Origin of the sequence: Streptomyces sulphureus DSM 40104, from assembly GCF_000381025.1 — a bacterium.
In the GTDB taxonomy this organism is placed as follows: domain Bacteria; phylum Actinomycetota; class Actinomycetes; order Streptomycetales; family Streptomycetaceae; genus Streptomyces; species Streptomyces sulphureus.
In genome coordinates this window covers 360,802-383,894 of sequence record NZ_KB905819.1, presented here as the reverse complement: position 1 = coordinate 383,894, position 23,093 = coordinate 360,802, and the positions used below count along the sequence as shown (strand labels likewise).

Sequence of the window (23,093 nt, the reverse complement as noted above, 5' to 3'; positions counted from 1 at the left end):
AACCCCCGTGAGCCGTACGATCGTTGACATCCACGTCCTCCAGACGGTCCCGCCGAGCAACCTGAACCGCGACGACACGGGCACGCCCAAGACCGCCGTCTACGGCGGGGTGCGCCGGTCCCGGGTCTCCAGCCAGGCGTGGAAGCGCGCCACCCGCACCGCGTTCAAGCAGCTCCTCGACCCGGCCGAGTTGGGCGTGCGCACGAAGAAGGTCGCCGAACTGATCGGGCAGACCGTCAGGGAACTCGAGCCCGAGGTCACTCCGGAGGAGTCCTGGGAACTGGCCAAGGCCGTGGTCGAGGCCGGTACGGGCTCCAAGCTCGCCGTGCCGGAGCGCAAGAAGCCGAAGAAGAACCAGGAGAGCGACGCCGCGGCCGAGGAGGCGAAGCCGCTGCCGCCCGAGTCGTCGTACCTGATGTTCCTCAGTGCCCAGCAGCGGCACGGACTCGCTGAGTTGGCCGTCGAAGGCCGTGGTGACATCACCGGCTTCCTGAAGCGCAAGGAGAACAGGGAGCGCGCCCGGGAGATCGCCGACACCCGCCACTCCGTCGACATCGCCCTTTTCGGCCGGATGGTCGCCGACGGCGCCGACATCAACGTGGACGCCGCAGCCCAGGTCGCGCATGCCCTGAGCGTCCACGCGGTGGAGAACGAGTCGGATTACTACACGGCGGTGGACGACGAGAACGAGGAGGACGAGACGGGCGCCGGAATGATCGGCACCGTCGAGTTCAACTCCGCCACGCTGTACCGCTACGCCGCACTCGACGTCGACCGGCTCGCCGAGAACCTCGGCCAGGGACTCGACGAGAGCGCGGCCCCGGCCGCACCCGTGCGCCGCGCAGTGGAGGCATTCGTCCGCGGCTTCGCCTCCTCACTGCCGACCGGAAAGATCAACACCTTCGCTCACCACACACCACCGGACGCCATCGTGGTCAAGCTGCGCGAGAGTCGGCCCGTCAGCTTCGTGGGTGCGTTCGAGGAGCCGACGATGGCCGAGTCGGGCAGCGGTCACGTCCGACAGGCGAGCGAGCGGCTGGCGGAGCAGATCGCCGAGGTGGAGGAGAAGTTCGGCGAGACGGCCGTGGCGACCTGGGTGGTGTCCGTCGGTCGCAACACCGCCAAACTCGCCGACGTCGGCACGGCTGTCACCCTCGACGAGCTGGTGGAGGGCGTCGGTGCGGCGGTCGCGGAGCGGTGGAGCGGTACGCGGTGAGTGTGCTGCTGCTCCAGCTAGCCGGTCCCCTCCAGTCCTGGGGCGCGGCCTCCCGCTTCCCCCGGCGATCCACGGAATCCGCGCCGACGAAGAGCGGCGTCGTCGGGCTGCTCGCCGCGGCTCAGGGGCGCCCCCGCACCGCGGACCTGTCCGACCTCGCCGCGCTGCGCTTCGGCGTGCGCATCGACCAACCCGGCACGCGCGTACGGGACTTCCACACCGCGCACCACCAGGTGAGCGACAAGGCGATGCCTATCACCGAGCGCTTCTACCTCGCCGACGCGGTCTTCCTCGCCGCCGTCGAAGGCGAACGCACGCTCATCGAGAAACTGCACTCGGCGGTACGGGCGCCGCACTTCCTGCCGTTCCTCGGCCGCCGCGCCTGCCCGCCGGCACGCCCGCTCGAACAGGGCGTACAGCACGAGACGGACCTGGAGGAGGCGCTGCGGAACCACCCGTGGCTCGCCTCCCGGTGGTACCGGCGGGGGACGGCGCCGAAGCACCTTCCCGTGCTCCTCGACTCCGCCCCGGACGATCCCCCCGGCGACATCGTCTCCGACCAACCGCTCAGCTTCGATCCGCACCATCGCCGATACGCCCGCCGATCGGTGCGGCACGACACCGTCCCACGGCCGGGCGCGCATGTGCTTCCGGCGCACGACCCGATGCTGCCGCTGGAGGAGGACTGATGTACCTCACCCGCTTCCGCGTCAACACCGCCCGCGCGGGGACCCGTTACCTCCTCTCCTCCCCCCAGCGGCTCCACGCGGCGGTACTCGCCGGCTTCCCCGGCCTGCCCGCCGATCCGGCCGCCCGACCCCGCATCCTCTGGCGGCTGGACCACCGCACGCGCACCGACGTGCAGTTGTACGTCGTCAGCCCCGACCGCCCCGACCTCACGCACCTGGTGGAGCAGGCCGGCTGGCCCACCCTCACCGAGCCCGACGCGCCCGGCTGGGAGAGCCGGCACTACCGCCCGTTCCTGGGACGCCTGGCCAAGGGCGACCACTGGGCGTTCCGGCTCACCGCCAACCCGGTGCACTCCATCCGTCGCCACGAGGGCGAGCCGACCAAGCGCACTGCCCACGTCACCGCGCGCCACCAACTCGGCTGGCTGCTCGGACAGCAGCCGCGGCACGGCTTCGAGCTCCTCCCCGGGGTGGCACCGGACGCCGAGGACCCACTGCACCGGTACGCCGCCACCGTCCACGCCCGCCGCGACCTCGCCTTCCGCAAACGCCCCGACGACCCGACACCGCATACCGGCCCGAAGGACGGAGGCAGGCGCGGTGACGCGGTCACCCTCGTCACCGTCGCCTTCAGCGGCCGGCTCGAAGTCACCGACCCGGACGCCCTGCGGAACGCCCTCACCCAGGGCATCGGCCGCGGCAAGGCGTACGGCTGCGGACTGCTGACCCTGGCACCGGAGGGGCAGCCGTGACCACAGTCGGCAAGCGCGGCGCCTCCTCGCCACGCGAACTCACCCGGATCGGCGACCGGTTGTCCTTCGTCTACCTCGAACGCGCCGTCATCCACTGCGCCGACAACGCGATCACCGCCGCCGACGGCGAGGGTGTACGGCACATTCCCTCGGCAACCATCGGCACCCTGCTGCTCGGACCGGGCACGAAGGTCTCCCAACAGGCGATCCGTCTGCTGGGAGAGAGCGGCGTCGGCGTCGTCTGGGTCGGTGAACACGGTGTGCGCTACTACGCGGGCGGCCGGGCGCTCTCCCGTTCCTCCGCCATGGCGGGGGCCCAGGCACGGCTGTGGGCGAACCCCCGGACGCGGCTGGACGTCGCCCGTGCGATGTATGCGCTCCGGTTCCCCGACGAGAACCCGGCCGGGTGCAGCCGCCGCAAACTGCTCGGCATGGAGGGCGACCGGGTCAAGGCGTGCTACCGCACGGAGGCAGCCCGCACCGGCATCCGCTGGCACGGACGCCACTACATCCAGGGTGACTTCGCCTCAGGCGACGCACCGAACCAGGCCGTCACCGCCGCCGGCCAGTGCATGTACGGCATCGCGCAGAGCGTGGTGGCGGCGCTCGGCTGCGTCCCCGGGCTGGGGTTCGTCCACTCCGGCCACGAGCTGTCCTTCGCACTCGACATCGCTGACCTCTACAAGACCGAGATCGGCATCCCGGTCGCCTTCGAGGTGGCTGCGGAGAGCCCGGAGGACGTCGGCCCCCGCGTACGTCGCGCCCTGCGCGACCGCGTCCACACCGCGGGGCTCCTGGAGCGCTGCGTCCACGACGTGAAGACACTGCTCGCCCCGGGAATGACGCCGAGCACCGCAGAGGAGGCCGAAGACCCACTGCACGACCGGGTGTCGCTCCAGTCCGACCGCGGCGAGGAGCTGGAGTCCGGCCGCAACCTCGGCGAGGGACTGATCTGGTGACCGTGATCGTCCTCTCCAACTGCCCCACGGGGCTGCGGGGTTACCTCACCCGCTGGCTGCTCGAGGTCTCCCCCGGCGTCTTCGTCGGCAGCCCCTCGTCCCGCATCCGCGACGCCCTCTGGTCAGAGGTACAGCAGTACGCACGCAACGGCCGCGCACTCCTCACGTACACCACCGACACCGAACAGGGCTACACCTTCGAAACCCACGACCACCACTGGCACCCCACCGACCACGAGGGCGTCACCCTCATCAACCGCCCCACCGAGCAACCCACCACCCCCAGCCGCACACGCCCCGCAAGGGCTGGAGCACGACAGCCAAACGCCGCCGCTACGGTCGCTGAGTCGGGGCACCGCATGCACGCCTGGCGGCCCTGACCGTAACGCCGCCGCTGCTATGCGCACCGCCCCGTGTTACGGGTCGTCTCCCCCGCTCCGTTCGCCGTCCTCGGCATGGTCGAGGCCGAGTTCGCACTCCGCGACGGCGCCGTGGCCCCAGGCGTTGACGTTCACCCCACGGTCGACGGCGCCTCCACCCTGCTCGTCGGCCCCGACGGACGAGCCCGGGAACCGGCAGCCAGGACGGCAGCGGCTGTCCACGGCGTCGACCTGCACGTCCACCGGGTCGGCGCGACACACTCCACGAGCACAGGGCGAGTTCACGCGCGCGTACGGCATCACCGACTCCAGCGCCCGTGGGTACGGTCGGACGGTTTTGTTGCCTGGCGAGCCCAGACACCGCCCGAACAGCCGGAGCGCGCACTTCAGCACACTGTCGCCCGGTTCTCGGCCGCTGGAACCGAAGACAGCGGGACGTGCGAGCCGTCAACGGCGTCGGCACCGATGCAGATGAAACTCCTGACCTTCAAGCAGTGCTGCTCATCGCGCTCACGTCCCATGTGAGTTGGTCGTTGCCGATGGCCCCTGGCCGACCGACCAGCTCGTCGACGACGAACGGACCGTAGATTCCGGCCGTGTCCAAGGAAGTGAACTCCAAGGCGTGCAAATCGACTTGGTCTCGTTCGCCCGGCCTGCGGTGCGGAAGTCGTAAATACCCGTGGCCCCGAGTCCGATGGGTGAGACGTCGACGCCTCTGATCCGAGGAGTTGTTCCGCACGTGGAACTTTCTTCCTCGCTCGCGTCATCTCACTGACCGAAGGCACGGGGAACTGTTGGCCGGCACGGTCCGGCCCTGTACTAAAGGAGAGACGTATGAAGTCGCGGCGTACCCGAATCGCCTACGGCCTTGCTGTCGCTGCCGCAGTGGTCGCGGTTCCGCTTTCGGCCGGCTCCGCCGCTGCCGATGGCTGGCAGACGATCGGCGGCGGCCCTGCGGTGTTCAGCAACATGCAGGAGTGCGAGGAGTACGCGGAGCAGATGAAGGACGAGTACAAGGACACACGCTGCTACGAGACCGAGGACGGCATCTACATGGACGCGCTGACCTGACGCCCTAGCCGGCTCGCGCGCAACCGTGGTCACGCCACGCTGTTGGTGATGCGGGCGCTCGGTGACGTCGGTCTTCGAGACCCGGTTGCGGTCTTGAAGGCCGACGTTCGTTTGTCAGCCCTGCGTTGTACCTCTCGGGCCAGGACGGGAGAGAAACCGTCCCGAGAATGGCGCCGAGCGCACGCCACCACCCCTGCGGCCGTGGACCCACCATCGGCCACTAGCGCCGCGAACAGCCGACGCCCGCCCGGCGCTGAGCGCATGGCGCCGCTGCGAAATTCCGTGGACTGCGATCCGCCCTCGACCTGATCCGGCGGCACCTTGGCCAGTACAGCGCTGTCGACGAGGGCATCCGTCCCCATGACGAGCGGCGGCCCGCTCCGGCGCATCGTCTGCAACAGGCGGCGTACGGCGAACTCGACATGCAAGAACACCGCTCTCCGTCGATGGCTTCGACCTTGCACGTGCCGCTCGTCGGCTCCGTGAGCGCATCGCCGACCGCCGGAGACGACGCCTTTCTCCTCCGGTAACACCATGAAAAGGAACACCCTATGGAGCAGCAAACGCCCGAGTGCAAATCCGGCACGACCGTCGAGTTCGAAAGGGACGTCTTCCTGCTGTTATTGGAGGCGATGGGCAAGGTGGCCAAGCAGGAACGTGCGGACGTCGGAACGGAAATCCTGCTGAGCGCACTCGTCTCGGGTGACTCGGCCGCAGGTTCCGCGATAGCTCCCGGCATGAGGACTTCCAGCTCACTCGCCGTTTCGATCGGGCACAGGGAAACATCCGTATGGATCAGCGACGACGCGGAGGACGGCGCAGCCGAAACCCGGACGACGCGCGGGAGATCGATGCCTTCTGGCGCACGGTCCGGCAGGAGGAAGCCAAGAGGCTGCGCCGGAAGAACCGGAAGAAGGAGGAGCAGAGCGGCGTCGAACTCCCGCCGATGACCGGCGCGTTGCGGTCTTGCTTGCGCAAAGCGCTGGAGTCCGCACGGGAGGAGGGCACCGTTGCGGTACGCGTCCGCCACGTGGCGCGTGCGCTCTTCGAACTGCCCGATACGCGTGCCCGCGAGGCCATGGCGGTGGAGAAGTCGGACGTCACCGCCGCGTCGCATGCGCTCGACGCACTGCCGCGAGAGGACGAAGGGCCGGCAGCCCGGCGCGGTGTTGCTACTGCGCAAGGCGGGAATTTTCGGGAAGACCGGCAACCCGCTGACCCGTAAGTTCACCGCCTGGGTCCTCGGAGGCGGAGCGGGATTCGGCTCCGCGATCGTGAGCGTGGTGCGCTCGGAGGCACAACGGGCGGCGGTGCGACGCGGGGTGTCGAAGCAGGAGCCCGTCGACGTGCTGCTGGGCATCCTGGCGCTGGACCGGTCGTTGACCGTCGCGGGGCGTGCGCTGCCCGAGCATCTGGCAGCAGCGAACCAGGGCGCGGAACTTCTCCGCCGATACGGCGCACGGCAGGACACTGTCGCCCGAGTGCTGCTCCCCTCCACCGGCGTCACGGAGGAGCCCCCGGAAGTCGTTGGCACCGCCGACTACGACCGCCGACTCCTGCACGTGGCGGAACTCACCGCCGCCGCCCAGGACTCGTCCACGGTCGGCACGACCCACCTACTGGCCGCCCTGCTCGACGAGACCGGGACGGACGCCGAGTCCGCAGCGGAGATCGCACGTGTGCTGACCGAGAGCGGGGCGGACGTCACCGGACTGCGCGCGGAGCCGGAGCTCCGAGTGCCGCACGGAGCGGGACGGGTCGGCTGAACCGCGGCAGCCCGCAGCCCGAGGACCGATCTGGGCGTGGGAGTTCACGCACCGGATGTCCGGTCCTTGCAGCCAGTCGAAGCAGCCCTCGGCGCGCGGGAACCACTGCCCTCTCCGCTCGGCCGTCACTGTCGTCCTCAACGTGCGGCGGCCGCTGGACTCGGCCTGCCGGAGCCGGTCCCGCGCGGCCGACGACGCGTATTCGTCCCCGACCGACGGCGGCCGTACCCCGCACGAGGGTCGCGGCAACGCCCATCCGGTGACGTAATGGCCCCCCGTCGACGTGGCAGCGCCGTGTCCCGCCGCTCGCCTGCCAGTGTCTGCGTGATCTTCTCCGATCGACTGCTCGCCGGGGTGCCGCTGAGGCCGGTTGCCTGCGGAGCGGACGTCGACCGGCGCGGGCCGACAGCTTCGGCGGGAACGAGGAAATGGTGCAGATCGGATACAAGCTGTTCACGGAGGCGTTCGGGCCTGACGAATTGGTCCGGCAGGCCGTGCTCGCCGAGCAGGCCGGGTTCGATTTCGTGGAGATGAGCGATCACTATCATCCCTGGCTCGAGACCCAGGGGCATTCGTCGTTCACATGGACGGTGTTCGGGGTGGTCGCTGCGAAGACCGAGCGCATCGGGCTGACCACCGGCGTGACGTGTCCGACGGTGCGCTATCACCCGGCGATCATCGCGCAGGCGGCCGCGACGCTGGCCCTCGTCTCGGGCGGTCGGTTCACTCTCGGTGTGGGGGCGGGTGAACGGCTCAACGAGCATGTCGTCGGCCAGGGGTTCCCGAACTCCGTGCCGGAGCGCCACGCCCGACTGCGGGAAGCACTGCAGATCATCCGGCTGCTCTGGAAAGGCGGATACCGGTCTTACCGCGGTCAGTACCTGCACTTGGACGATGCCCGGGTGTTCGACCTGCCGGAGAAGCTGCCGCTCATCGCGGTGGCCTCCAGCGGTCCGCTCTCCGCTCGCATCGCCGCGGAGCTGGGTGACGGTCTCTTCGCGACCGAGCCCAAGACGGAGATCGTCGGCGCTTACCGGACGGCCGGAGGCGACGGACCGCGCTACGCCGAAGTGCCCATGGCCTGGGCCGCTGACGAGGAGACGGCTGCTCAGGCGGCACTGAAGACGTCTCGGTGGGCGGTCGGCGGGTGGAAAGTGATGAGCGAGCTGCCCAACCCGGTCAACTTCGCGGCAGCCACGACCACCGTCACCCAGCAGGACATCCTCGCCCAGTTCGCGTGCGGCCCGGACCCGGCACGCTACGTCGAAGTCACGCAGCCCTTCGTCGATGCCGGCTTCGACCGGCTGGTGCTGCAGAACAGCGGGCCCGACCCGGACGGGTTCTTCGACTTCTACCAGCGGGAACTGCACCAGCGCCTGCGTGCGCTCACCCCGTCCTCCGGCTGACGGAAGGCAGAGGCGGCCGTGACCGGCGGACTCGCCGCTGAGCGGAGAGGACGCCGGCCCCGCACACCGCAGCCGCGGTACCCGCACCCCGTGCAGGAGATCGAGCGGAGCTGCGACCGCCAACAGCACGCTGCGCGCGGGAACTTGACGGACGGCTTCCCCGTCGGCGCCGAGGGGTGCAACTACCGCCCCGATCCGGACCGAGGAGTCCACCTCCCCCGACGACGTTCCCGGCCACGCCGCCGCCCGCAAGGCCGCCAGTCCGGCGCGGAACGCCACGAGCGAACAGGTCGGGAACGTCTCCAAGGACTCTGCGCACCGGCGCGGGCCCGGCTCCCGGTGCCTCAGGAGGTGTCCGACGTCAGCCAGTTGGCCGCGGTGGCGGAACCGATGCTGTCGCCGCCGTCGACCGGGATGCTCTGCCCGGTGATCCATGCCGCGTCCTCGCTCAGCAGCCACGTGATGGCGGGCACGATGTCGCCGGCTCGGGCGACGCGCCCCTGGGGGCTGGCGGCAGACACTGCCTCGACGTACTCCCGAGGCACCGGGCTCAGCGTGGAGCGGACGTCGACGAATCCGGGCGCGACGGCGTTGCAGCGCACCCCGAGCGGTGCGGTCTCCAGGGCGAGACCGCGCACTACCGCCTCCAACGCCGCCTTGGAAGCGGCGTACGCGGTGGTGCCGGGACGAGCGCGACGCGCGGCGCCGCTGGAGACGAACACCATGGAGCCGCTGCGTCCGTCGGCCGCGCAGAGCCGAGCGAACTCGGCGCCCGCCATCAGCGCCGAGCGGGCGTTCACTGCCAGCAACCGGTCGAAGACGTCCTCGCTCGTGTCCAGCGCGTGATGGGCCGGATAAAGGCCGGCGCAGTGCACCAGCGCGTCGAAGCCACCGGCGTCGGCCCAGGCGGCACGGACGAAGGGAGCGGCAACGCCGGGCTGTGCCAAGTCGACGTCGTCCTGTCCGGCACCGCTGACGTACGAGCCGTGTGCTTCCAGGCGGTCACGGACGGCCCGACCGATGCCTCCGTCGGCTCCCAACAGCAGGGTCCGCGCGGGCGCCCCGGTCATCGGACCGCCGCCAGCAGCGCCGGACCGTATTGCCGGGCAACGTCGGCACAGGCGGCGAAGCGGACACCCAGCTCTCGGCACTGCCGGATGAACTCCTCCAGAGCGAGCATGCGGTCGCCGCGGCCGATGGCCTGCGGATGCAGAGTGACGGTCAGAACGCCGTCCGGCTCGTTGCGCACCATCCAGCGCACGTCGCCCAGAAAGCGGGCGAACATCGCGTGCGGGTCCTGCAGGCCAGGCATCACCATGCTGCCCGTGCGCACGAACTCCAGGTGCGGATAGTCGTCCAGAGTCCAGGACACCGGCAGCTCGACGATCCTGCTGGGCCGGCCGAAGACGTAGGGGCCGTCCGGGTCGTGGCAGTCGCCGGTACGGGCCAGGTAGGGCTCACTGTCGGTGCCCATCAGCGAGGAGTCGTAGGCGACGCCGATCTCCTCCAGCAGGTCGACGGTGTGCGGGGTGAAGTCGAAGCTGGGGGTGCGGTGGCCCGCGGGCGGAGCCCCGGTGAGCTCTTCGACGAGGGCGGACGAGCGGCGCAGCACGGCCAGTTCCGCCGCGCGGTCGAGCGTGGAAACCGGTTCGTGCAGATAGCCGTGGAGGCCGATCTCGTGGCCCGCGGCGTGGACGGCGCGGCACTGCTGAGGGTAGGTCTCGATGGTGTGCCCCGGCACGAAGAACGTGGAGGTGATGCCGTAGGTGTCCAGCAGGCGCAGGATGCGGGGTACGGCGTACGCGCCGAACTCGCCGCGGGAGACGGGCCCGGGAGTCGTCATCGCGCGGGCGGCCCACAGCGATACGGCGTCGAAGTCGAAGGTGAGGCAGACGGTTCCTCGTTCAGGCATCGGCGGGCGCCTCCGGGCGGAAGTCGACGGCGGGTTCGGCGCCGTGGTCGAAGAGGGTGTCCAGGTCCCACCGGATGTAGGCGTGTTCGCGGGGCGGGCCGGGCGCGATCCAGAGGGTCCGCGCGTTGAGGTCCATGACCACGGAGTAGACGGTGCTGACCTGGTCGGCGAGGGGTACGTCGGCATCGGGGTAGCGGCAGATGCCGTCCGGGTGGGACCAGTCGTCCCGAAGGACCGCGACGACGTCGGCGGGACGCACGGTGCCGGCGGCCGCCGCGGGGGCGAGCAAGTGCCGGGCGCGGCTGGGACGGAGCTGGGTGAGCGCGCTGGTGGCGCCCTTCAGGTCGGTCAGCGGCAGGTCGGCCAGGAAGTGGTTGGCGTGGGTCAGCAGGCCGTCCTCGGGCAGCAGGGTCGCGAAGACGTCGGGTGCGAGTTCGAAGTCGACGGCTTCGCCCGCGGCGTCGGCGAGCATGATGTTGCCCGAGGAGATGCGCTTCACCGGCAGCAGTTTGCGGTGCGCCTTGGACATGGTCGGCGCGTTCAACGCGCCGCGCAGCAGGAAGTGGTAGGGAACTCCGTCGCCGCCGGTGTCGCGGTCGGAGACGAGTAGGTTGGCGCAGATGCCGAGTCCGGCGGAGTTCAGGCCGCTCTTGGCGAGCATGCCCGCCTCGGTCAGCGACAGCACGGTGAACCCGGTGGTGTCACGGGTGGCGAGCAGGAAGGTCACGTCGGCCTGTTCGGGATGCCAGTCCCAGTTCTGGGCGAGCAGAGTGTGGCCGTCGGCCGTCTGGGTCGGCAGCACGGAGAGCGAGGTGCAGCCTTCGTCGCGGTAGCCGGTGCCGTAGAGGAGTTCGGTGCGTGCGTTGAGCGCGGCGAGCCGGTGGACGCTCTGTCCGGAGCCGACGGCCATGCCCTCTAGCATGGCCGCGATGTCCGGGTCGTAGGCGCGGGCCACCTCGTAGTAGCGGCGTCCCCAGCGGTCGACGTCCGCGTCGTCGAGACCGGCCTGGCCGCGGAAGCGTGCGCGGTAGGCGTCCAGGTTGCGGGCGATCATGTCAGCGGTGCGCGAGCCGAGCTGCTCGCCCATGTCGTGGTGGTCGCCTTGGACGGCGATCAGGGCGGGGCGGGTGGTCATGGCGCGGGTTCCTTTCAACGCAGCGGGGAGCGAGAGGACTCGGGCATGGTGCACACGGTGAGGAAGGTGACGAGGGCGGCCACGGCGGGCAGTGCTGCGACCGCGAGCGGGACGCCGGTGGCGGCGACGATGCCGGAGGCGATGAAGGCGGCGGTGCCGCCGAACGCCATGACGGAGAAGTTGTAGCCGATGCCCAGCGCCGAGTACCGCACGGAGGTGGGAAAGAGCTCGGCCAGTGCGGCCGGGCCGGGGCCGGAGAAACAGGCCAGTGTCAGCGCGATGAGTATCTGCCCGAGGTAGACGGCGGCGGTATGGCCGGTCTCGAACAGCATCATGACGGGGAACGACAGGACGACGAAACCCCCTGAGCCGACCAGTAGGAGCCTCTTGCGGCCGATCCGGTCGGACCACAGACCGAACAGTGCGATGGAGACGGTGAGCACTCCCGTGCCGACCAGGTTGGAGACGTTCACGACCCCGGGGTCGATACCGGCCTCGGTGCGCAGGTAGGTGGGCAGGTAGGTGAGGAAGAAGAAGTAGGCGACGGTCCAGCCGACGGTGAAGCAGAAGCCCTGGAACATGGCGGCCTTCTGCTGCGCGAAAGCGGTCCGCAGCGGGCTGCGGCGGGCACCGGCCTCCTCGTCGTGCACAAAGGCCGGCGTCTCCTCGAGGCCCATGCGCAGCAGCACAGCGACGGCGGCGGTGACCCCGCCCAGCAGGAACGGTACGCGCCAGCCGTAGGCGAGCATGGCTTCGTCGCTGAAGACGGCCGAGTTGACGGCGACGACGGCCGCTGCGACGAGGAAGCCCGCCGCGGTGCTCACCTGGTTGAAGCTGCCGAAGACGCCGCGCCGTCCGGGCGGAGCGAACTCGACGAGCATGGCGGCCGAGCCGGCCCATTCACCCGCTACCGCGAAGCCCTGGAACAGGCGCAGGGCGACCAGCAGGACGGGGGCGAGGGCACCGATCGAGTCGTAGGTGGGCAGGCAGCCGATCAACGCGGTGGCCAACCCCATCACCACGACGCTCAGGACCAGGGCGGGACGGCGGCCAAGGCGGTCTCCGATGTGCCCGAAGACGATGGTGCCCAGCGGCCGGGCGAAGAAGCCGACGGCGAAGACCGCGAAGGTGGACAGCACTCCCACGGCGTCGCTCTCGCTGGGGAAGAACAGCGCACCGAGAACGGTCGCGGAATACGCGTAGATGAGGTTGTCGTACTGCTCCATGAGATTGCCGACGCTGCTCGCGGCGAGCGCGCGCCGATGTTGACGCAGGGCGGTGGGCGGCGCACTTACCGCGTTCGTCGATGCTGACACGACGCCTCCTGGAAGCGTTCTGAGGAAGGGAGTTGGCGGGAGACGAGGCCCCCTTCAGGAGGCCGCGAGGTAACCGCCGTCCACGGGGATGAGTGCACCGGTGACGAACGAGGCCCCGGGCCCGGCCAGCAGTTCCACCACCGGCCCCAGTTCGGCGCTCTCGCCGGGCCGGCCCAACGGGGCGCCGCCGACGCGGACTTGGAGCTCTTCGGGCGGAAGGTCGGCGAGTAGCTCGGTGCGGAAGACCCCGGGAAGGACGGCGTTGACCCGGACACCGCGTGGCGCCAGTTCCACGGCCGCGACCTTGGTGATCTGGTGCACGGCCGCCTTGCCGGCCTGGTACGCGACGGACGAGGGGGACACCCGCGACGGAGGGGCGGTGGTGGCGCCGTAGATGGACCCGACGTTGATGACGCAGCCACCGGTGGCGGCGAGATCATCGGCGAACGTCTTGATCCCGCGCCACACGCCCCACACGTTGACCCGCAGGATGTGTGCGAAGTCCTCGTCGTCGGTGCCGACCACATCGGCGCGCGCGCTGATGCCGGCGTTGTTGACGAGGACGTCGAGGCGGCCGGCGCGCTCCCGGACCCGGGCGGCGAAACGCTCCCAACTGTCCGCGTCGGCCACGTCCAACGCGACGCGGTCCGGCCAGTCGTCGCCGGGGAAGGAGAGGTCGGCCCGGATCACGTGGGCCCCCGCCGTCCGGAGGCGGTCGGCCACGGCCGAGCCCAGCCCGCGGGCGGCTCCGGTGACCACGACGACCTTGTTGCGCAACGTCACGGCGAATCCTTCCCTTCGAAGTGCGGATCACCGTAGGCGCGGGGCGAGCGGCGGGGATCGGGCATCTGCCCGATGCGCAGCGGTGCCCGGGCGTGCTCTGCGGGTCGCCGACAGTCGCTTTCCTTGAGGCGGCACCGAGGTCGGCCTAAACTCGCCGACGGAGACCCCAGCAGCATGCGCGGTGGCTGGGCCCGGGCACCTTCCTGGACGGCTTCCGCCCCCGGCCGGACCGGAGAGCACGCCTTCATGCCCGACACCACCGCACGTTCATCGCCCTCTCCTCCTTCGCCCGAGCGCCGCTTCCTGGAGATCACCGCGGCCGGTCGTCGCTACGTCTCCGACAGCGGCTTCTTCGCCGCCCGTCCCCATCTGGAAGAGATCGCGGGCCGGGCTCTGTCCCGCGCCGAGGACGAACCGGTGGGGTTCCTGGACGTCCGCGGCTCCTCGCTGCTGCGGATCACCGTGGAGAGCGCCGTTGGCCCGCCGCGCACAGTGCGTCTGGAGGCGGAGCCGGCAACGCCGCCGTTCGGACTGACCGGACGGGAGCTACAGGTGGCCACGTGCATGGCCGGGGGCCTGACCACACCTGAGATCGCGGGCGCGCTGGGCTGCTCGCGCCGTACCGCCGCCACGCACACGGAGCACGTCCTGGCCAAGAGCGGCCTGAGGTCCCGAGCGGCCGTCGCCACGATGATCACCGCACTGCGGGCCCACACCCTGCCGGCGCCGACCGACGACCTCGTGCTACCGCCCGCGCTGGCCGAACTGCTGAAGGCGCCCGTGTGGAACGTCCCGACGCGGACCGGGCCGGAGAGGCAGCCGATCACGGTGGGCCTCGTCTACCCCGCCGGCTCGTCGGCGGGCGTGACGGACCAGCGGCCGATGCGCCAGGGTGCCCTGCTCGCCCTGCGCGAGCTGGAGGAACGCGGGCTCGCCGGGCGCGCTGTGCGGTACACGGCGGTGGAGGCCACGGCTGACCGGCTCGCGCACGCGGTGGGCGCCCTCGCCGAGGCGGGCGCGAACGCCGTGTTGCTGGGCAACTTCCGGGGCGCCGCGGTCCCTTCGGCTGTCGCCCGTGCGGCAGCACCGGGGACACCGGTGCTGCACTCGATGATCGCGCCTGCGCTCGCCGCGGCCGTCGACCGTGACCCGCACACGCTGAGCCATGTCTTCCAGGCGTGCGCCGACGAGAACGCGTATCTGTACGGGTTCCTGCGCACGCTGCGCGTCCTGGAGGCTTCGCAGGCGTGGCGTCCGCGCGCCAGGCGGCTGGCGCTGCTGCTGCGCCGCAGTACCTTCGACGACGTCTTCGTCGACGGGCTGGCGCGAGCGGTGGAGAGGGCCGGATGGGATTTGGCCTTGGTGGAGCGCGTCGACGAGCAGCACACGGCATGGGAGGCGGTCACGCAGCGTTTGGAGCGTGCCGACCCCGCCGCGGTCTTCCTTTCGGTGTTGCCGGAGCACGCGCTGCGCGACTTCCTCACGACGACGGTCGCGCTGCGCACCCGCACACTGGTGCACACGGCCTGGGCTCCCACTGCGCCGGGGTTCACCGAGCGGCTGGGCAAGCTGTCCCAGGGGCTGGTGTGGTCCACCATCGTCGGGGTGCACGACACCCCGCAGGCTGCCGCGTTCGCACAGCGCTACCGCGCCTCCTACGGCGGCGACCCAGGGCTCGGCGCAGCGGCCGTCCACTACGACTTGGTGCACGCCCTGGCGGCCGCCTGGGCCAGTGTGGACCGGCCGTGGAACCACCGCGCGGTCCAACAGCACCTGCGGACCGTCCCGTACCGGGGTGTGGCGGGCGTGTGCTCCTTCGCAGGCCCCGGGCAACGCGGCCTGGCCTACCCGGACGACACCCACGACCCGTCAACCGCGCACCCCCATTTGGCATACCGCATCACGGGCGACCGACACCATCTGCTGCCCGGCTGACCGGCTGGGCTGTGGGGGGCGCTGATCGGTCCAACGTCGGTGCACCGGCGGGCACGACCGTCGACCAGGGCGAAGGCGTCCGCCCGCGACCACCACGATCAGCGAGCTGCTCCGGCCCCTCGTACGTGGCCAACCCGATGTACAGCACGTGCACTTGGCAACCTCGCCCGCCGAGCAGCGACGGGGCAGGAGTTCAGGTCGGCTGCGGCTTGTGGCCGACCGGCCAGGCGAGGCCGACTTCCGGCACCGCAACCACAGGTCGGTGCTCCTGCCCCGCCGTCGGAGTGCAGCACCGTGCCCTCGTGCCGCTCGACGCGCTTGCCGGTCGCCGGAGCACCCGTGAAAGGTTACGGATGTGCAGCGCGGGCAAGCGGGACTTCCGCAGCACGGTTTCCCCGGTGGCAGACGTGGGCCTCAGCGCGCGGGCTACTCGACGACTGCTTCGCTGCGGTCGCCGGACCAGAGGGTGTGGAACGTCCCCTCTCGATCCGTGCGCCGGTAGGTGTGCGCGCCGAAGAAATCGCGTTGGGCTTGGACCAGCGCGGCCGGAAGGCGGTGTGAGGCAAGCGCGTCGTAGTGGCTCAGTGCGGAACCGAAGCCGGGGGCCGGTACGCCGGAGAGAGCGGCGGTGGCGACGATGCCGCGCCAGGCGTCCTGCGCGTCTGCGACGGCGTCCGCGAAGTACGGGGCTTCGAGCAGCGTGCTGAGACCCGGGTTCTCGGCGTACGCCTCGGCGATGCGGTCGAGGAAGCGGGCGCGGATGATGCAGCCGCCGCGCCAGATCTTGGCGATCCGGCCCTTGTCGATGTCCCAACCGTACTTCTCGGCACCGGCGGTGAGAGCGTCGAAGCCCTGGGCGTAGGCGACCACCTTCGAGGCGTAGAGCGCCTTGGCCACGTCCTCGACGAACGCCGGGCCGACCGTCTGCGGTGCGGGCCGGGACGCAGCGGTCCGCCGTACGGCTGCGCGCTGTGCGGGCTGTGCGGAGAGCGCGCGGGCGAAGACGGCCTCCGCGATACCGCTGACCGGGACGCCGAGAGCGAGCGCGTTCTGCACGGTCCACACGCCGGTGCCCTTGGAACCGGCCTGGTCGAGGACGACGTCGATGAACGGCACGTCCGTGGCCGGGTCGACGTGGTGCAGCACTTCGGCGGTGATCTCGATGAGGTAGGACTCCAGCGGGCCCGTGTTCCATCCGGCGAAAACCTCCGCGATGGCCCGCGGTTCGAGGCCGCCCACCGTGCGCAGCAGGTCGTACGCCTCGCCGATGAGCTGCATGTCGGCGTACTCGATGCCGTTGTGGATCATCTTCACGAAGTGTCCGGCGCCGTCCGTGCCCACGTGGGTGACGCAGGGCTCGCCCTCGGCGACCGCGGCGACGGAGGAGAGGATCGGCCCGAGGGTCTCGTAGGACTCGGCGGAGCCGCCCGGCATGATCGACGGGCCCCGGAGCGCGCCCTCTTCGCCGCCGGAGATCCCGGCGCCGACGAAGTGGATGCCGGTGTGGGCGAGGCGCTGCTCGCGGGCGATGGTGTCCTGGAAGTTGGCGTTGCCACCGTCGACGATGATGTCGCCGGGCTCGAAGCGCGCGGCCAGTTGGTCGATGACCGCGTCGGTGCCCGCTCCGGCCTGCACCATGATGAGCGCGGTGCGCGGCCGGGCGAGCGAGGCGACGAAGGCGTCGATCGACTCGGCCGCGACGAATCCGGACTCCGGGTGCGCGGCGAGGAGTTCCTGCGTGCGCGCGTGAGTGCGGTTGTGGACGGCGACGGTGTTGCCGGGGCGGGAGGCCAGGTTGCGGGCGAGGTTCGAGCCCATAACCGCCAGCCCGATGACACCGATGTTGGCTATTCCCCTGGTGCTCATGTCTTCTCTCTTCCCTTGCGGAACCGCGGGACCATGGAGTGCCTGCGCGAAAGGCGGGCACACCAGGGACCCTCTCAGAACGTCAGGAGGACCTTGCTCGAGACGGAGGGGTCCGAGGCGAGGGCGAAAGCCCGGAGCGCCTCGGCGGCGGGGAACGTGTGCGTGATGACCGGCTCGATGGGCAGGGACCCGTCGGCGATCGCGGGGATCACTTCGTCGATCTCGTCGTGGAAGCGGAATGAGCCGACCAGGTGCAACCCTCGCGTGAGGGCGTGTGCGATCGGCACAGGCTGGTCACCACCGGGCAGGAGGCCCACCATGACGACCGTGCCGCCCCGAGTGGCGCCCTTGAGCGCAGACGCCAAGCCCCGGTGGTTGCCGGAGGATTCGATGACCACGTCGGCGTCGACGGCGGCGATGGCCTCGTGGTCGTTTGCATGGAGGGTGCGCGTCGCGCCGACCTCGACCGCGATCTCGCGCGGCTTGTCGTGCAGGTCGACGGCGACGACCTCGCCGGCGCCGGACCGAGCGGCGACCGCGACGGCGAGGGCACCGATGGGTCCGCTGCCGATGACCAGGACGCGTTTACCGGCCAGGTCGCCCGCTTGAGCAACGGCGTGCCAGGCGACGGCCGCCGGCTCCGCCAACGCGGCAGTACGCAGGGGGGTTCCGTCGGGAAGCGCGCGCAGCATCGCCGCGGGCAGTACGACCTCGCGGGCGAACGCACCTTCTGTGTGCGGGAAGCGGGCGGCCGAGCCCAGATAACGCACTCCGGGCGAGAGATTGGGCCGTTCAGGAGGGAAGCGGGTGGCGTCCGGCTCGTGTCTCGCCGGGTGGACCGCGACGCAGGTGCCCGTCACCGGGCCGCTGCCGTCGGTCGCCGACTGCACGACGGTGCCGACGACTTCGTGCCCGAGGACCATGGGTGCGCGCAGCACGGATTCGCCCACGGCGCCGTGCTTCCAGTAGTGGAGGTCGGAGCCGCAGATGCCGCCGTACGCCACGGCGACGACCGCTTCGTGCGGCTCGGGGTCGGGCAGGGCGATCCGATCGACTCGGACGTCGTCGGCGGCGTGCGCGACGACGGCGGTGGTGGTGCGGGTGGGCATGGACGGTTCCCCTCTCAGACGACAGCCGTCATACCGCCGTCGACAAAGACGACTTGGCCGTTGACGTAGTCGGAGGCGCTGGAGGCGAGCCACACCGCGGGGCCGACGACGTCGGCCACCGTCCCCCACCGCCGCGCCGGAGTGCGGCTCAGAATCCAGGAGTTGAACTCTTCGTCGTCGACGAGGTTCTGCGTCATCTCCGTGTGGATGTATCCGGGCGCGATGCCGTTGATCTGTAGTCCTTCGCCGGCCCACTCAGCCGTCATGGCCCGAGTGAGGTTCCGCAGGGCGCCCTTGGCAGCGGTGTAGGGGCCGATGGTCGGTCGGGCCAGGTCGGTCTGCACCGAGCAGATGTTGATGATCTTTCCGCTCCGGCGCGGCAGCATCTGCCGCGCGACGTGGCGGCCTACGACGAAGGAGCCGGTGAGGTTGGTGTCGACCACGCGCTGCCAGTCCTCGCGGCTCACCTCCACCAGCGGTTCGCGGTGCTGGACGCCGGCGTTGTTCACCAACACGTCCAGCGGGCCGACGTCGGAGGTGACGGAGGCGAGGGCGGAGGCGACGGCGTCCTCGTCGAGGATGTCGAAGGCGCGGGCTGCGACGCGGTCTTCGCCGAAGCGCTGTGCGAGGGAGGCGCGAGTCGCTTCGAGGCGTACGGAGTCGGTGCCGTTGAGGACGAGAGTGGCTCCGGCCTCCGCGAGGCCGGTGGCGATGCCGAGCCCGATGCCGCGGCTCGATCCGGTGACCAGGATGATCTTGCCGGTGAGGTCGAAAGGAGAAGTCATGTGCGGTGGTCTTCCAGGTCGTTCGGAGAAGGCGTGCGTCAGTAGAACTCGACGGTGTCGACGCGGTTGAGGAGCCCTTGGTCGTCGAGGAGTCGAGTGGCGTTGGCAGCGAAGAGTTCGGCGATGCGGCGGTCTTCCGACGCATCGAGTGCCGCGGTGTGCGGGCTCACCAGCACCCGTTCGTGCTCCCAGAGCGGGCTGCGGGCGGGCAGCGGCTCGGTCTCGAACACGTCCAGCACCGCGAAGCCGACGCGGCCGGAGTCGAGCGCGTCGAGCAGCGCAGCCTCGTCCACGACGCTTCCGCGGCCGACGTTGACGAGCGTGCAGCCTGGCTTGAGCGCGGTGAAGAACTCCTTGCCGAGCAGGTGCTCGCTCGCGTCGGTGCCGGGCAGCGTGTTCACCACGGCGTCCACGGCAGGGGCGGCGTCGGCGAGGCGGTCGGGGTGCACCATCTCGTCCACGCCCGGAACGGTGCTGCCGCTTCGGTTGGCGCCGACGACCGTGGCGCCCAAAGCGTGGAGCGAGGCCGTCACGGCACGGCCGATGCCACCGAGGCCCAGTACGAGCACGGTCTGACGGCTCACCTGGCCCATCGGCCAGCGGCCTGTCCATTCCCGAGCGCGCTGCTGACGTTGCAGGCGGTGCAGATGCTTGGCACCCGCGAGCACCCCGAAGACGGCGAACTCGGCCAGCGGGCGCCCGTGCACACCGGCGGAGGTGGTGAAGGCGACCCGGTCGAGTTCCTCGTCGTTCAGCCCGGCGGCCCTGACCTGCCCGCCGCCGCCTGCGGCCATGGTGTGCACCCACCGCAGCCGCGGATTGGCCCGTACGGCACGTGCCAGGGCTGCGGGGTCGACGTCAGGGATGCCGTACAGGGCGTCGGCGGAGTCGATCGCGGCCTCGTAGGCGCGCTGTTGCTCGGGGGTGCGCCGCCACTCGGGGTCTCCCGCGAAGTCGGCGGGCCAGCGCATCGGAGGCAGCAGCGCATGGTCCACCACGAGGTCGATCCTCGGCTCCAAGTACCGGATGTGTGCGCAGTTTTCCTTCGAAAGGGGCGCGGCGACCGCCACTCGCAGACGGTCGTCCGGTGCGCCCCGAGGGGCGCTCACTGGGGCGCCCCGGCCCGGAGGGCCGCGACCTCGGCGTCCAGTCGCTGCTCACGGGCGACGATCTCCTCCACCGCCGCGAGTGCTTCGTGAGCACGGTGCGGCGGAATGACAATGACGCCATCGCCGTCGGCGGCGACGATGTCCCCCGGGTTCACCACGACGCCTCCCACGGCGACCGGTTCGCCGATCGTGCCCGGCCCGTTCTTGAAGGGGCCCGCGGGTGTGAGGCCGCGGGCGAAGACCGGGAAGGGGAGGTCTTCGACGATGGCGCCGTCACGCACATAGCCGTCGACGACTGCGCCGGCAGCCCCGTGGACGGCGAATCGCTGAGCGAGGTTGTCTCCCATGATGGCGCGACCGTCGTAGCCGAAGGCGTTGATGACCACCATGTCGCCGGGCCGTATGTGCTCCACCGCCGCGATCACGGCCTTGTTGTCGCCCGCCACGGAGAGCACAGGAAGCGCGGTACCGACCGCCTTGGCGCCGTTCCAGACAGGGCCGATGCCGCCGTCGACGATGTTCAGCCGATCGAGGGCGTCCCCGAGGTTGGCCACCGAGTGTGCGCGGAAGCGGTCCAGCACTACGCGGTCGACGCGCTCCCACGTGGTGTTGGTACGCAGGTTGTCCTGGGACATCGGGCTCCTTAGGGGAGGTCGGATCTGCGGGTGGCAGAGCGGTCTGCTGCGCCGCTTGTTCGCCTCGCCCGCCGCCCGGGCGGAGCGGTGCGGCGAGGTCGGCCTTGCGGCATGGTCTGCACGGGTTGACGTGTCAGGACGAGAGGTACGCGTCAAAACGCCTGCGTAAGCGTCGAGTTGGTACGCGCGTTCCTGTAGGGGCGCGGTGGCGCGTGGACTGCGGCGGACAGGGAAGAGGGCATGACCCCTCCCAGGGAACTGCGAAAACTTTCGCGTTTCGCGAGAATCAGTCTGCCTCCGTCGGCGACGGGAAACAAGAGGCGGTCGATCGGTCGCCGAAGTCGTCGAACGCCGCGGCCGCTCCCTGGAGCGGCGAGCACGGAGACACCCCCGTACTGGCGGCGGAGAACGCGAGCGCGCGTCCACCACCGCCAACTTCCAGGTGTCGGCCGCTCTCCGGGACACCACGGGCTTCCCCGCCGCCACCGTCGGACCGCCTCCCGTTCGCGTGGGAAACCTGCAAGACACGGAGGGAGCGGCAAGGGAGCAACCGCCGGACCGGACAACCTCTTGACCGTCCGAGAACCGCGAACCTATTCTCATTCGCGATTCAAGTCGCAACTCGGCCTCATTTGCTGCTGCTCAGCCTTCTCCGTTCTCTCTGCGCCAGCCCCACCCCGGTGCGCGAATCGGCCTCAACCCACCGCCGTCGTCCTCTGCTTCAAGCCCTGGTGCACAGGCGTGCCTCGGGGCGCGAGGAAGTTCAGGCATGCAGGACTGTCGGCAGCAGCCACGTTCAGCGCCCGCCCGATCCCCAGGACACCGCCCGGGAGTCCGCGACACCGAAAGTGAACGCGTATGACCACACCAGATCGGCTCCGCGCCACCTCAGAACGTCACAACGCCGCTTCGGAGGGCGCGACTTCGGCACCGGACGTCGTCGCTCCCGTCGAGGGTGAGGCCGTCCGCAAGGCCACCGTCGCCGGCGCGATCGGGTCTTTCGTCGAGTGGTACGACTACGGCATCTACGGCCTGCTGGTCACCTACCTGGCGATCAGCATCATGGGGGACGCCGACGCGGGCGGCCTCTTCCTGACCAACCTCGGTTTCCTGGTCAGTTTCGTGGCCCGGCCCTTCGGCAGCGTCATCTGCGGCTACCTCGGAGACAAGCTGGGCCGACAGCGCCTGCTCGCCACCCTGTTGGTGCTCATCTCCGCTTCCACAGCGGCCATCGGTCTGATCCCCTCCTCCTCGGTCATCGGGATCGCCGCGCCGGTTCTGCTCGTCCTGCTGCGTGTGCTCCAGGGCTTCTCCGCAGGCGGCGAGGTGGCGGGCGCCATGTCGTTCGTCGGCGAGTACGCGCCTGACCACCGCCGCAACTTCATGATGAGCTTCATCGCGGTGGGCTCTTTCGTGGCACTGATGGTGGGCAGCGCCCTGTCCGCGGTCCTCATCACGGCGCTCGGCGACGACGCGATGACCTCCTGGGCCTGGCGAGTACCGTTCCTGCTTGCCGTACCGCTCGGCTACATCGGCTTCTACATCCGCCGCCGCCTGGAGGAAACCCCGCACTTCAAGGCGCTGCGCAACCAGGACAGCGTGAGGCGCAACCCGCTGCGGGAGGCCCTGGGTTCACCCCGCCACCTCAGGGCCATCGTGCTGACGATCTTCCTGCCCGCCCTCAACGGCCCCGGCTACTACCTGCTGTTCGTCTACATGCCCACGTATCTGAAGACGTCACTCGGCGAGTCCAACTTCTCGATGCTGGGGGCGCTGACCGTCACCGTGGTCAGCCTGCTGGTCATAGCCGTCTGCATCCCGTTGATGGCCCGGGTCTCGGACCGCGTCGGACGCAAACCCGTCCTCGCCGGGTCCGCGATCGCCATGGCGGTTGCCTCTTACCCGATGTTTCTGCTCATCGCCACCGGCGAGTTCGGGCTCGCCTGCGTCGGCACCGTCGTACTGGCCGCGGCCTTCTCCGGGCACGCCGCGGTCATCCACACCGTGCTCGCGGAGATGTTCCCGACCACCGTGCGCTACTCGGCGTACAGCATCGGCTTCAGCATCTCGACGATCATCTTCGGCGGCAGCGCCCCGCTGGTGATGACCGAGCTGAGCGAGGCGACCGGCTCCGCCCTCGTGCCCGCCTACGCCTCGATCCTCACCGCCCTGATCACACTGGGCTCGCTCGTCTTCGTACGGGAGACGAAGGGCAAGCCGCTGGCCGTCAACTGACCCAGAGCTCGTTCAACCTCCGAGGGGCTCCCCG

Annotated in this window: 22 protein-coding genes and 1 pseudogene; 11 read left to right on the top strand and 12 right to left on the bottom strand. The window is 70.3% G+C overall.

Annotated elements, in window-relative coordinates; translation table 11 throughout:
- Nucleotides 1–7: 7 nt before the first annotated feature.
- The 5 genes and pseudogenes from cas7e to cas2e all read left to right on the top strand — a co-directional run bounded on the left by cas7e (nucleotide 8) and on the right by cas2e (nucleotide 3,962).
- A complete protein-coding gene (gene cas7e / locus F603_RS0120935) occupies nucleotides 8–1,216 on the top strand; it encodes a type I-E CRISPR-associated protein Cas7/Cse4/CasC (protein ID WP_019547926.1) in 1,209 nt (402 codons plus the stop codon).
- Complete coding sequence (cas5e, locus tag F603_RS0120930) at nucleotides 1,198–1,905, top strand: type I-E CRISPR-associated protein Cas5/CasD (RefSeq protein WP_019547925.1); 708 nt, start codon at nucleotides 1,198–1,200, stop codon at nucleotides 1,903–1,905. The genes cas7e and cas5e overlap by 19 nt, the downstream gene beginning before the upstream one ends.
- Nucleotides 1,905–2,657: a type I-E CRISPR-associated protein Cas6/Cse3/CasE gene (gene cas6e / locus F603_RS0120925; RefSeq protein WP_019547924.1), complete on the top strand. Its 753-nt coding sequence runs from the start codon at nucleotides 1,905–1,907 to the stop codon at nucleotides 2,655–2,657. Before cas5e ends, cas6e begins: the two co-directional genes overlap by 1 nt.
- Nucleotides 2,654–3,616 carry a type I-E CRISPR-associated endonuclease Cas1e gene (gene cas1e / locus F603_RS0120920; RefSeq protein ID WP_019547923.1) on the top strand — a complete coding sequence of 321 codons (963 nt, stop codon included), beginning with the start codon at nucleotides 2,654–2,656 and terminating at the stop codon, nucleotides 3,614–3,616. Before cas6e ends, cas1e begins: the two co-directional genes overlap by 4 nt.
- A pseudogene (gene cas2e / locus F603_RS32520) lies at nucleotides 3,613–3,962 on the top strand (type I-E CRISPR-associated endoribonuclease Cas2e). The gene cas1e and the pseudogene cas2e overlap by 4 nt, the downstream one beginning before the upstream one ends.
- A gap of 70 nt (nucleotides 3,963–4,032) precedes the next feature.
- Here the strand turns inward: cas2e and F603_RS0120910 are convergent.
- Together F603_RS0120910 and F603_RS36280 are read right to left on the bottom strand one after the other, a co-directional pair.
- Entirely contained in the window at nucleotides 4,033–4,239 is a 207-nt protein-coding gene (locus F603_RS0120910; protein ID WP_019547922.1) for a hypothetical protein, read from the bottom strand.
- A 244-nt stretch (nucleotides 4,240–4,483) separates the two neighbouring features.
- Complete coding sequence (locus tag F603_RS36280) at nucleotides 4,484–4,615, bottom strand: hypothetical protein (protein WP_281168903.1); 132 nt, start codon at nucleotides 4,613–4,615, stop codon at nucleotides 4,484–4,486.
- Between the two features lie 215 nt (nucleotides 4,616–4,830).
- On the opposite strand from F603_RS36280, the gene F603_RS0120900 reads away from it, so the two are divergent.
- From F603_RS0120900 to F603_RS0120880, 4 genes are all read left to right on the top strand, one after another.
- On the top strand, nucleotides 4,831–5,067 hold the full coding sequence (locus F603_RS0120900; RefSeq protein ID WP_019547920.1) for a hypothetical protein: 237 nt from the start codon (nucleotides 4,831–4,833) through the stop codon (nucleotides 5,065–5,067).
- Nucleotides 5,068–5,618: 551 nt separating this feature from the next.
- A complete protein-coding gene (locus tag F603_RS35975) occupies nucleotides 5,619–6,017 on the top strand; it encodes a hypothetical protein (protein ID WP_245600846.1) in 399 nt (132 codons plus the stop codon).
- A gap of 165 nt (nucleotides 6,018–6,182) precedes the next feature.
- On the top strand, nucleotides 6,183–6,833 hold the full coding sequence (locus F603_RS35970; RefSeq protein WP_245600845.1) for a Clp protease N-terminal domain-containing protein: 651 nt from the start codon (nucleotides 6,183–6,185) through the stop codon (nucleotides 6,831–6,833).
- Between the two features lie 431 nt (nucleotides 6,834–7,264).
- Entirely contained in the window at nucleotides 7,265–8,239 is a 975-nt protein-coding gene (locus F603_RS0120880) for a TIGR03557 family F420-dependent LLM class oxidoreductase (protein WP_026328598.1), read from the top strand.
- A gap of 344 nt (nucleotides 8,240–8,583) precedes the next feature.
- Here the strand turns inward: F603_RS0120880 and F603_RS0120875 are convergent, their stop codons facing one another.
- Genes F603_RS0120875 through F603_RS0120855 form a run of 5 tightly spaced genes read right to left on the bottom strand, consistent with a single transcriptional unit; the run spans nucleotide 8,584 to nucleotide 13,385 of the window.
- Nucleotides 8,584–9,309: an SDR family NAD(P)-dependent oxidoreductase gene (locus F603_RS0120875; RefSeq protein ID WP_019547915.1), complete on the bottom strand. Its 726-nt coding sequence runs from the start codon at nucleotides 9,307–9,309 to the stop codon at nucleotides 8,584–8,586.
- Nucleotides 9,306–10,151 (bottom strand): polysaccharide deacetylase family protein, encoded by an 846-nt coding sequence (locus F603_RS0120870; protein WP_019547914.1) that lies wholly within the window; start codon nucleotides 10,149–10,151, stop codon nucleotides 9,306–9,308. Before F603_RS0120870 ends, F603_RS0120875 begins: the two co-directional genes overlap by 4 nt.
- Complete coding sequence (locus F603_RS0120865; RefSeq protein WP_019547913.1) at nucleotides 10,144–11,286, bottom strand: C45 family autoproteolytic acyltransferase/hydrolase; 1,143 nt, start codon at nucleotides 11,284–11,286, stop codon at nucleotides 10,144–10,146. Before F603_RS0120865 ends, F603_RS0120870 begins: the two co-directional genes overlap by 8 nt.
- Nucleotides 11,287–11,300: 14 nt before the next feature.
- Nucleotides 11,301–12,602, bottom strand: coding sequence for an MFS transporter (locus tag F603_RS0120860; protein ID WP_245600844.1), 1,302 nt, complete (start codon nucleotides 12,600–12,602; stop codon nucleotides 11,301–11,303).
- 54 nt (nucleotides 12,603–12,656) lie between these two features.
- Complete coding sequence (locus tag F603_RS0120855) at nucleotides 12,657–13,385, bottom strand: SDR family NAD(P)-dependent oxidoreductase (RefSeq protein WP_019547911.1); 729 nt, start codon at nucleotides 13,383–13,385, stop codon at nucleotides 12,657–12,659.
- 246 nt (nucleotides 13,386–13,631) lie between these two features.
- Here F603_RS0120855 and F603_RS0120850 point away from each other — a divergent pair, with 246 nt between their 5' ends.
- Entirely contained in the window at nucleotides 13,632–15,320 is a 1,689-nt protein-coding gene (locus F603_RS0120850; RefSeq protein WP_019547910.1) for an ABC transporter substrate-binding protein, read from the top strand.
- A 426-nt stretch (nucleotides 15,321–15,746) separates the two neighbouring features.
- Here F603_RS0120850 and gndA read toward each other — a convergent pair whose 3' ends face one another.
- The 5 genes from gndA to F603_RS0120825 all read right to left on the bottom strand — a co-directional run bounded on the left by gndA (nucleotide 15,747) and on the right by F603_RS0120825 (nucleotide 20,824).
- A complete protein-coding gene (gene gndA / locus F603_RS0120845; RefSeq protein WP_026328597.1) occupies nucleotides 15,747–17,186 on the bottom strand; it encodes an NADP-dependent phosphogluconate dehydrogenase in 1,440 nt (479 codons plus the stop codon).
- Nucleotides 17,187–17,260: 74 nt separating this feature from the next.
- Entirely contained in the window at nucleotides 17,261–18,295 is a 1,035-nt protein-coding gene (locus F603_RS0120840) for an L-idonate 5-dehydrogenase (RefSeq protein WP_019547908.1), read from the bottom strand.
- Nucleotides 18,296–18,309: 14 nt separating this feature from the next.
- Nucleotides 18,310–19,080, bottom strand: coding sequence for an SDR family oxidoreductase (locus F603_RS0120835; protein WP_019547907.1), 771 nt, complete (start codon nucleotides 19,078–19,080; stop codon nucleotides 18,310–18,312).
- A gap of 38 nt (nucleotides 19,081–19,118) precedes the next feature.
- A complete protein-coding gene (locus F603_RS0120830) occupies nucleotides 19,119–20,099 on the bottom strand; it encodes a D-2-hydroxyacid dehydrogenase (RefSeq protein ID WP_245600843.1) in 981 nt (326 codons plus the stop codon).
- Between the two features lie 86 nt (nucleotides 20,100–20,185).
- Nucleotides 20,186–20,824: an RraA family protein gene (locus F603_RS0120825; RefSeq protein ID WP_019547905.1), complete on the bottom strand. Its 639-nt coding sequence runs from the start codon at nucleotides 20,822–20,824 to the stop codon at nucleotides 20,186–20,188.
- Nucleotides 20,825–21,682: 858 nt separating this feature from the next.
- On the opposite strand from F603_RS0120825, the gene F603_RS0120820 reads away from it, so the two are divergent.
- On the top strand, nucleotides 21,683–23,059 hold the full coding sequence (locus F603_RS0120820; protein WP_019547904.1) for an MFS transporter: 1,377 nt from the start codon (nucleotides 21,683–21,685) through the stop codon (nucleotides 23,057–23,059).
- The last annotated feature ends 34 nt before the right edge of the window (nucleotides 23,060–23,093 follow it).

What these genes read in the sequence shown, in the direction of transcription:
- gndA (WP_026328597.1), bottom strand. Translation starts at nt 17,186, where the DNA reads ATGAGCACCAGGGGAATAGCCAACATCGGTGTCATCGGGCTGGCGGTT.
- F603_RS35975 (WP_245600846.1), top strand. Translation starts at nt 5,619, where the DNA reads ATGGAGCAGCAAACGCCCGAGTGCAAATCCGGCACGACCGTCGAGTTC.
- F603_RS0120825 (WP_019547905.1), bottom strand. Translation starts at nt 20,824, where the DNA reads ATGTCCCAGGACAACCTGCGTACCAACACCACGTGGGAGCGCGTCGAC.
- F603_RS0120870 (WP_019547914.1), bottom strand. Translation starts at nt 10,151, where the DNA reads ATGCCTGAACGAGGAACCGTCTGCCTCACCTTCGACTTCGACGCCGTA.
- F603_RS0120850 (WP_019547910.1), top strand. Translation starts at nt 13,632, where the DNA reads ATGCCCGACACCACCGCACGTTCATCGCCCTCTCCTCCTTCGCCCGAG.
- F603_RS0120900 (WP_019547920.1), top strand. Translation starts at nt 4,831, where the DNA reads ATGAAGTCGCGGCGTACCCGAATCGCCTACGGCCTTGCTGTCGCTGCC.
- cas6e (WP_019547924.1), top strand. Translation starts at nt 1,905, where the DNA reads ATGTACCTCACCCGCTTCCGCGTCAACACCGCCCGCGCGGGGACCCGT.
- F603_RS0120875 (WP_019547915.1), bottom strand. Translation starts at nt 9,309, where the DNA reads ATGACCGGGGCGCCCGCGCGGACCCTGCTGTTGGGAGCCGACGGAGGC.
- F603_RS0120820 (WP_019547904.1), top strand. Translation starts at nt 21,683, where the DNA reads ATGACCACACCAGATCGGCTCCGCGCCACCTCAGAACGTCACAACGCC.
- F603_RS0120865 (WP_019547913.1), bottom strand. Translation starts at nt 11,286, where the DNA reads ATGACCACCCGCCCCGCCCTGATCGCCGTCCAAGGCGACCACCACGAC.
- F603_RS0120840 (WP_019547908.1), bottom strand. Translation starts at nt 18,295, where the DNA reads ATGCCCACCCGCACCACCACCGCCGTCGTCGCGCACGCCGCCGACGAC.
- F603_RS35970 (WP_245600845.1), top strand. Translation starts at nt 6,183, where the DNA reads ATGCGCTCGACGCACTGCCGCGAGAGGACGAAGGGCCGGCAGCCCGGC.
- F603_RS0120835 (WP_019547907.1), bottom strand. Translation starts at nt 19,080, where the DNA reads ATGACTTCTCCTTTCGACCTCACCGGCAAGATCATCCTGGTCACCGGA.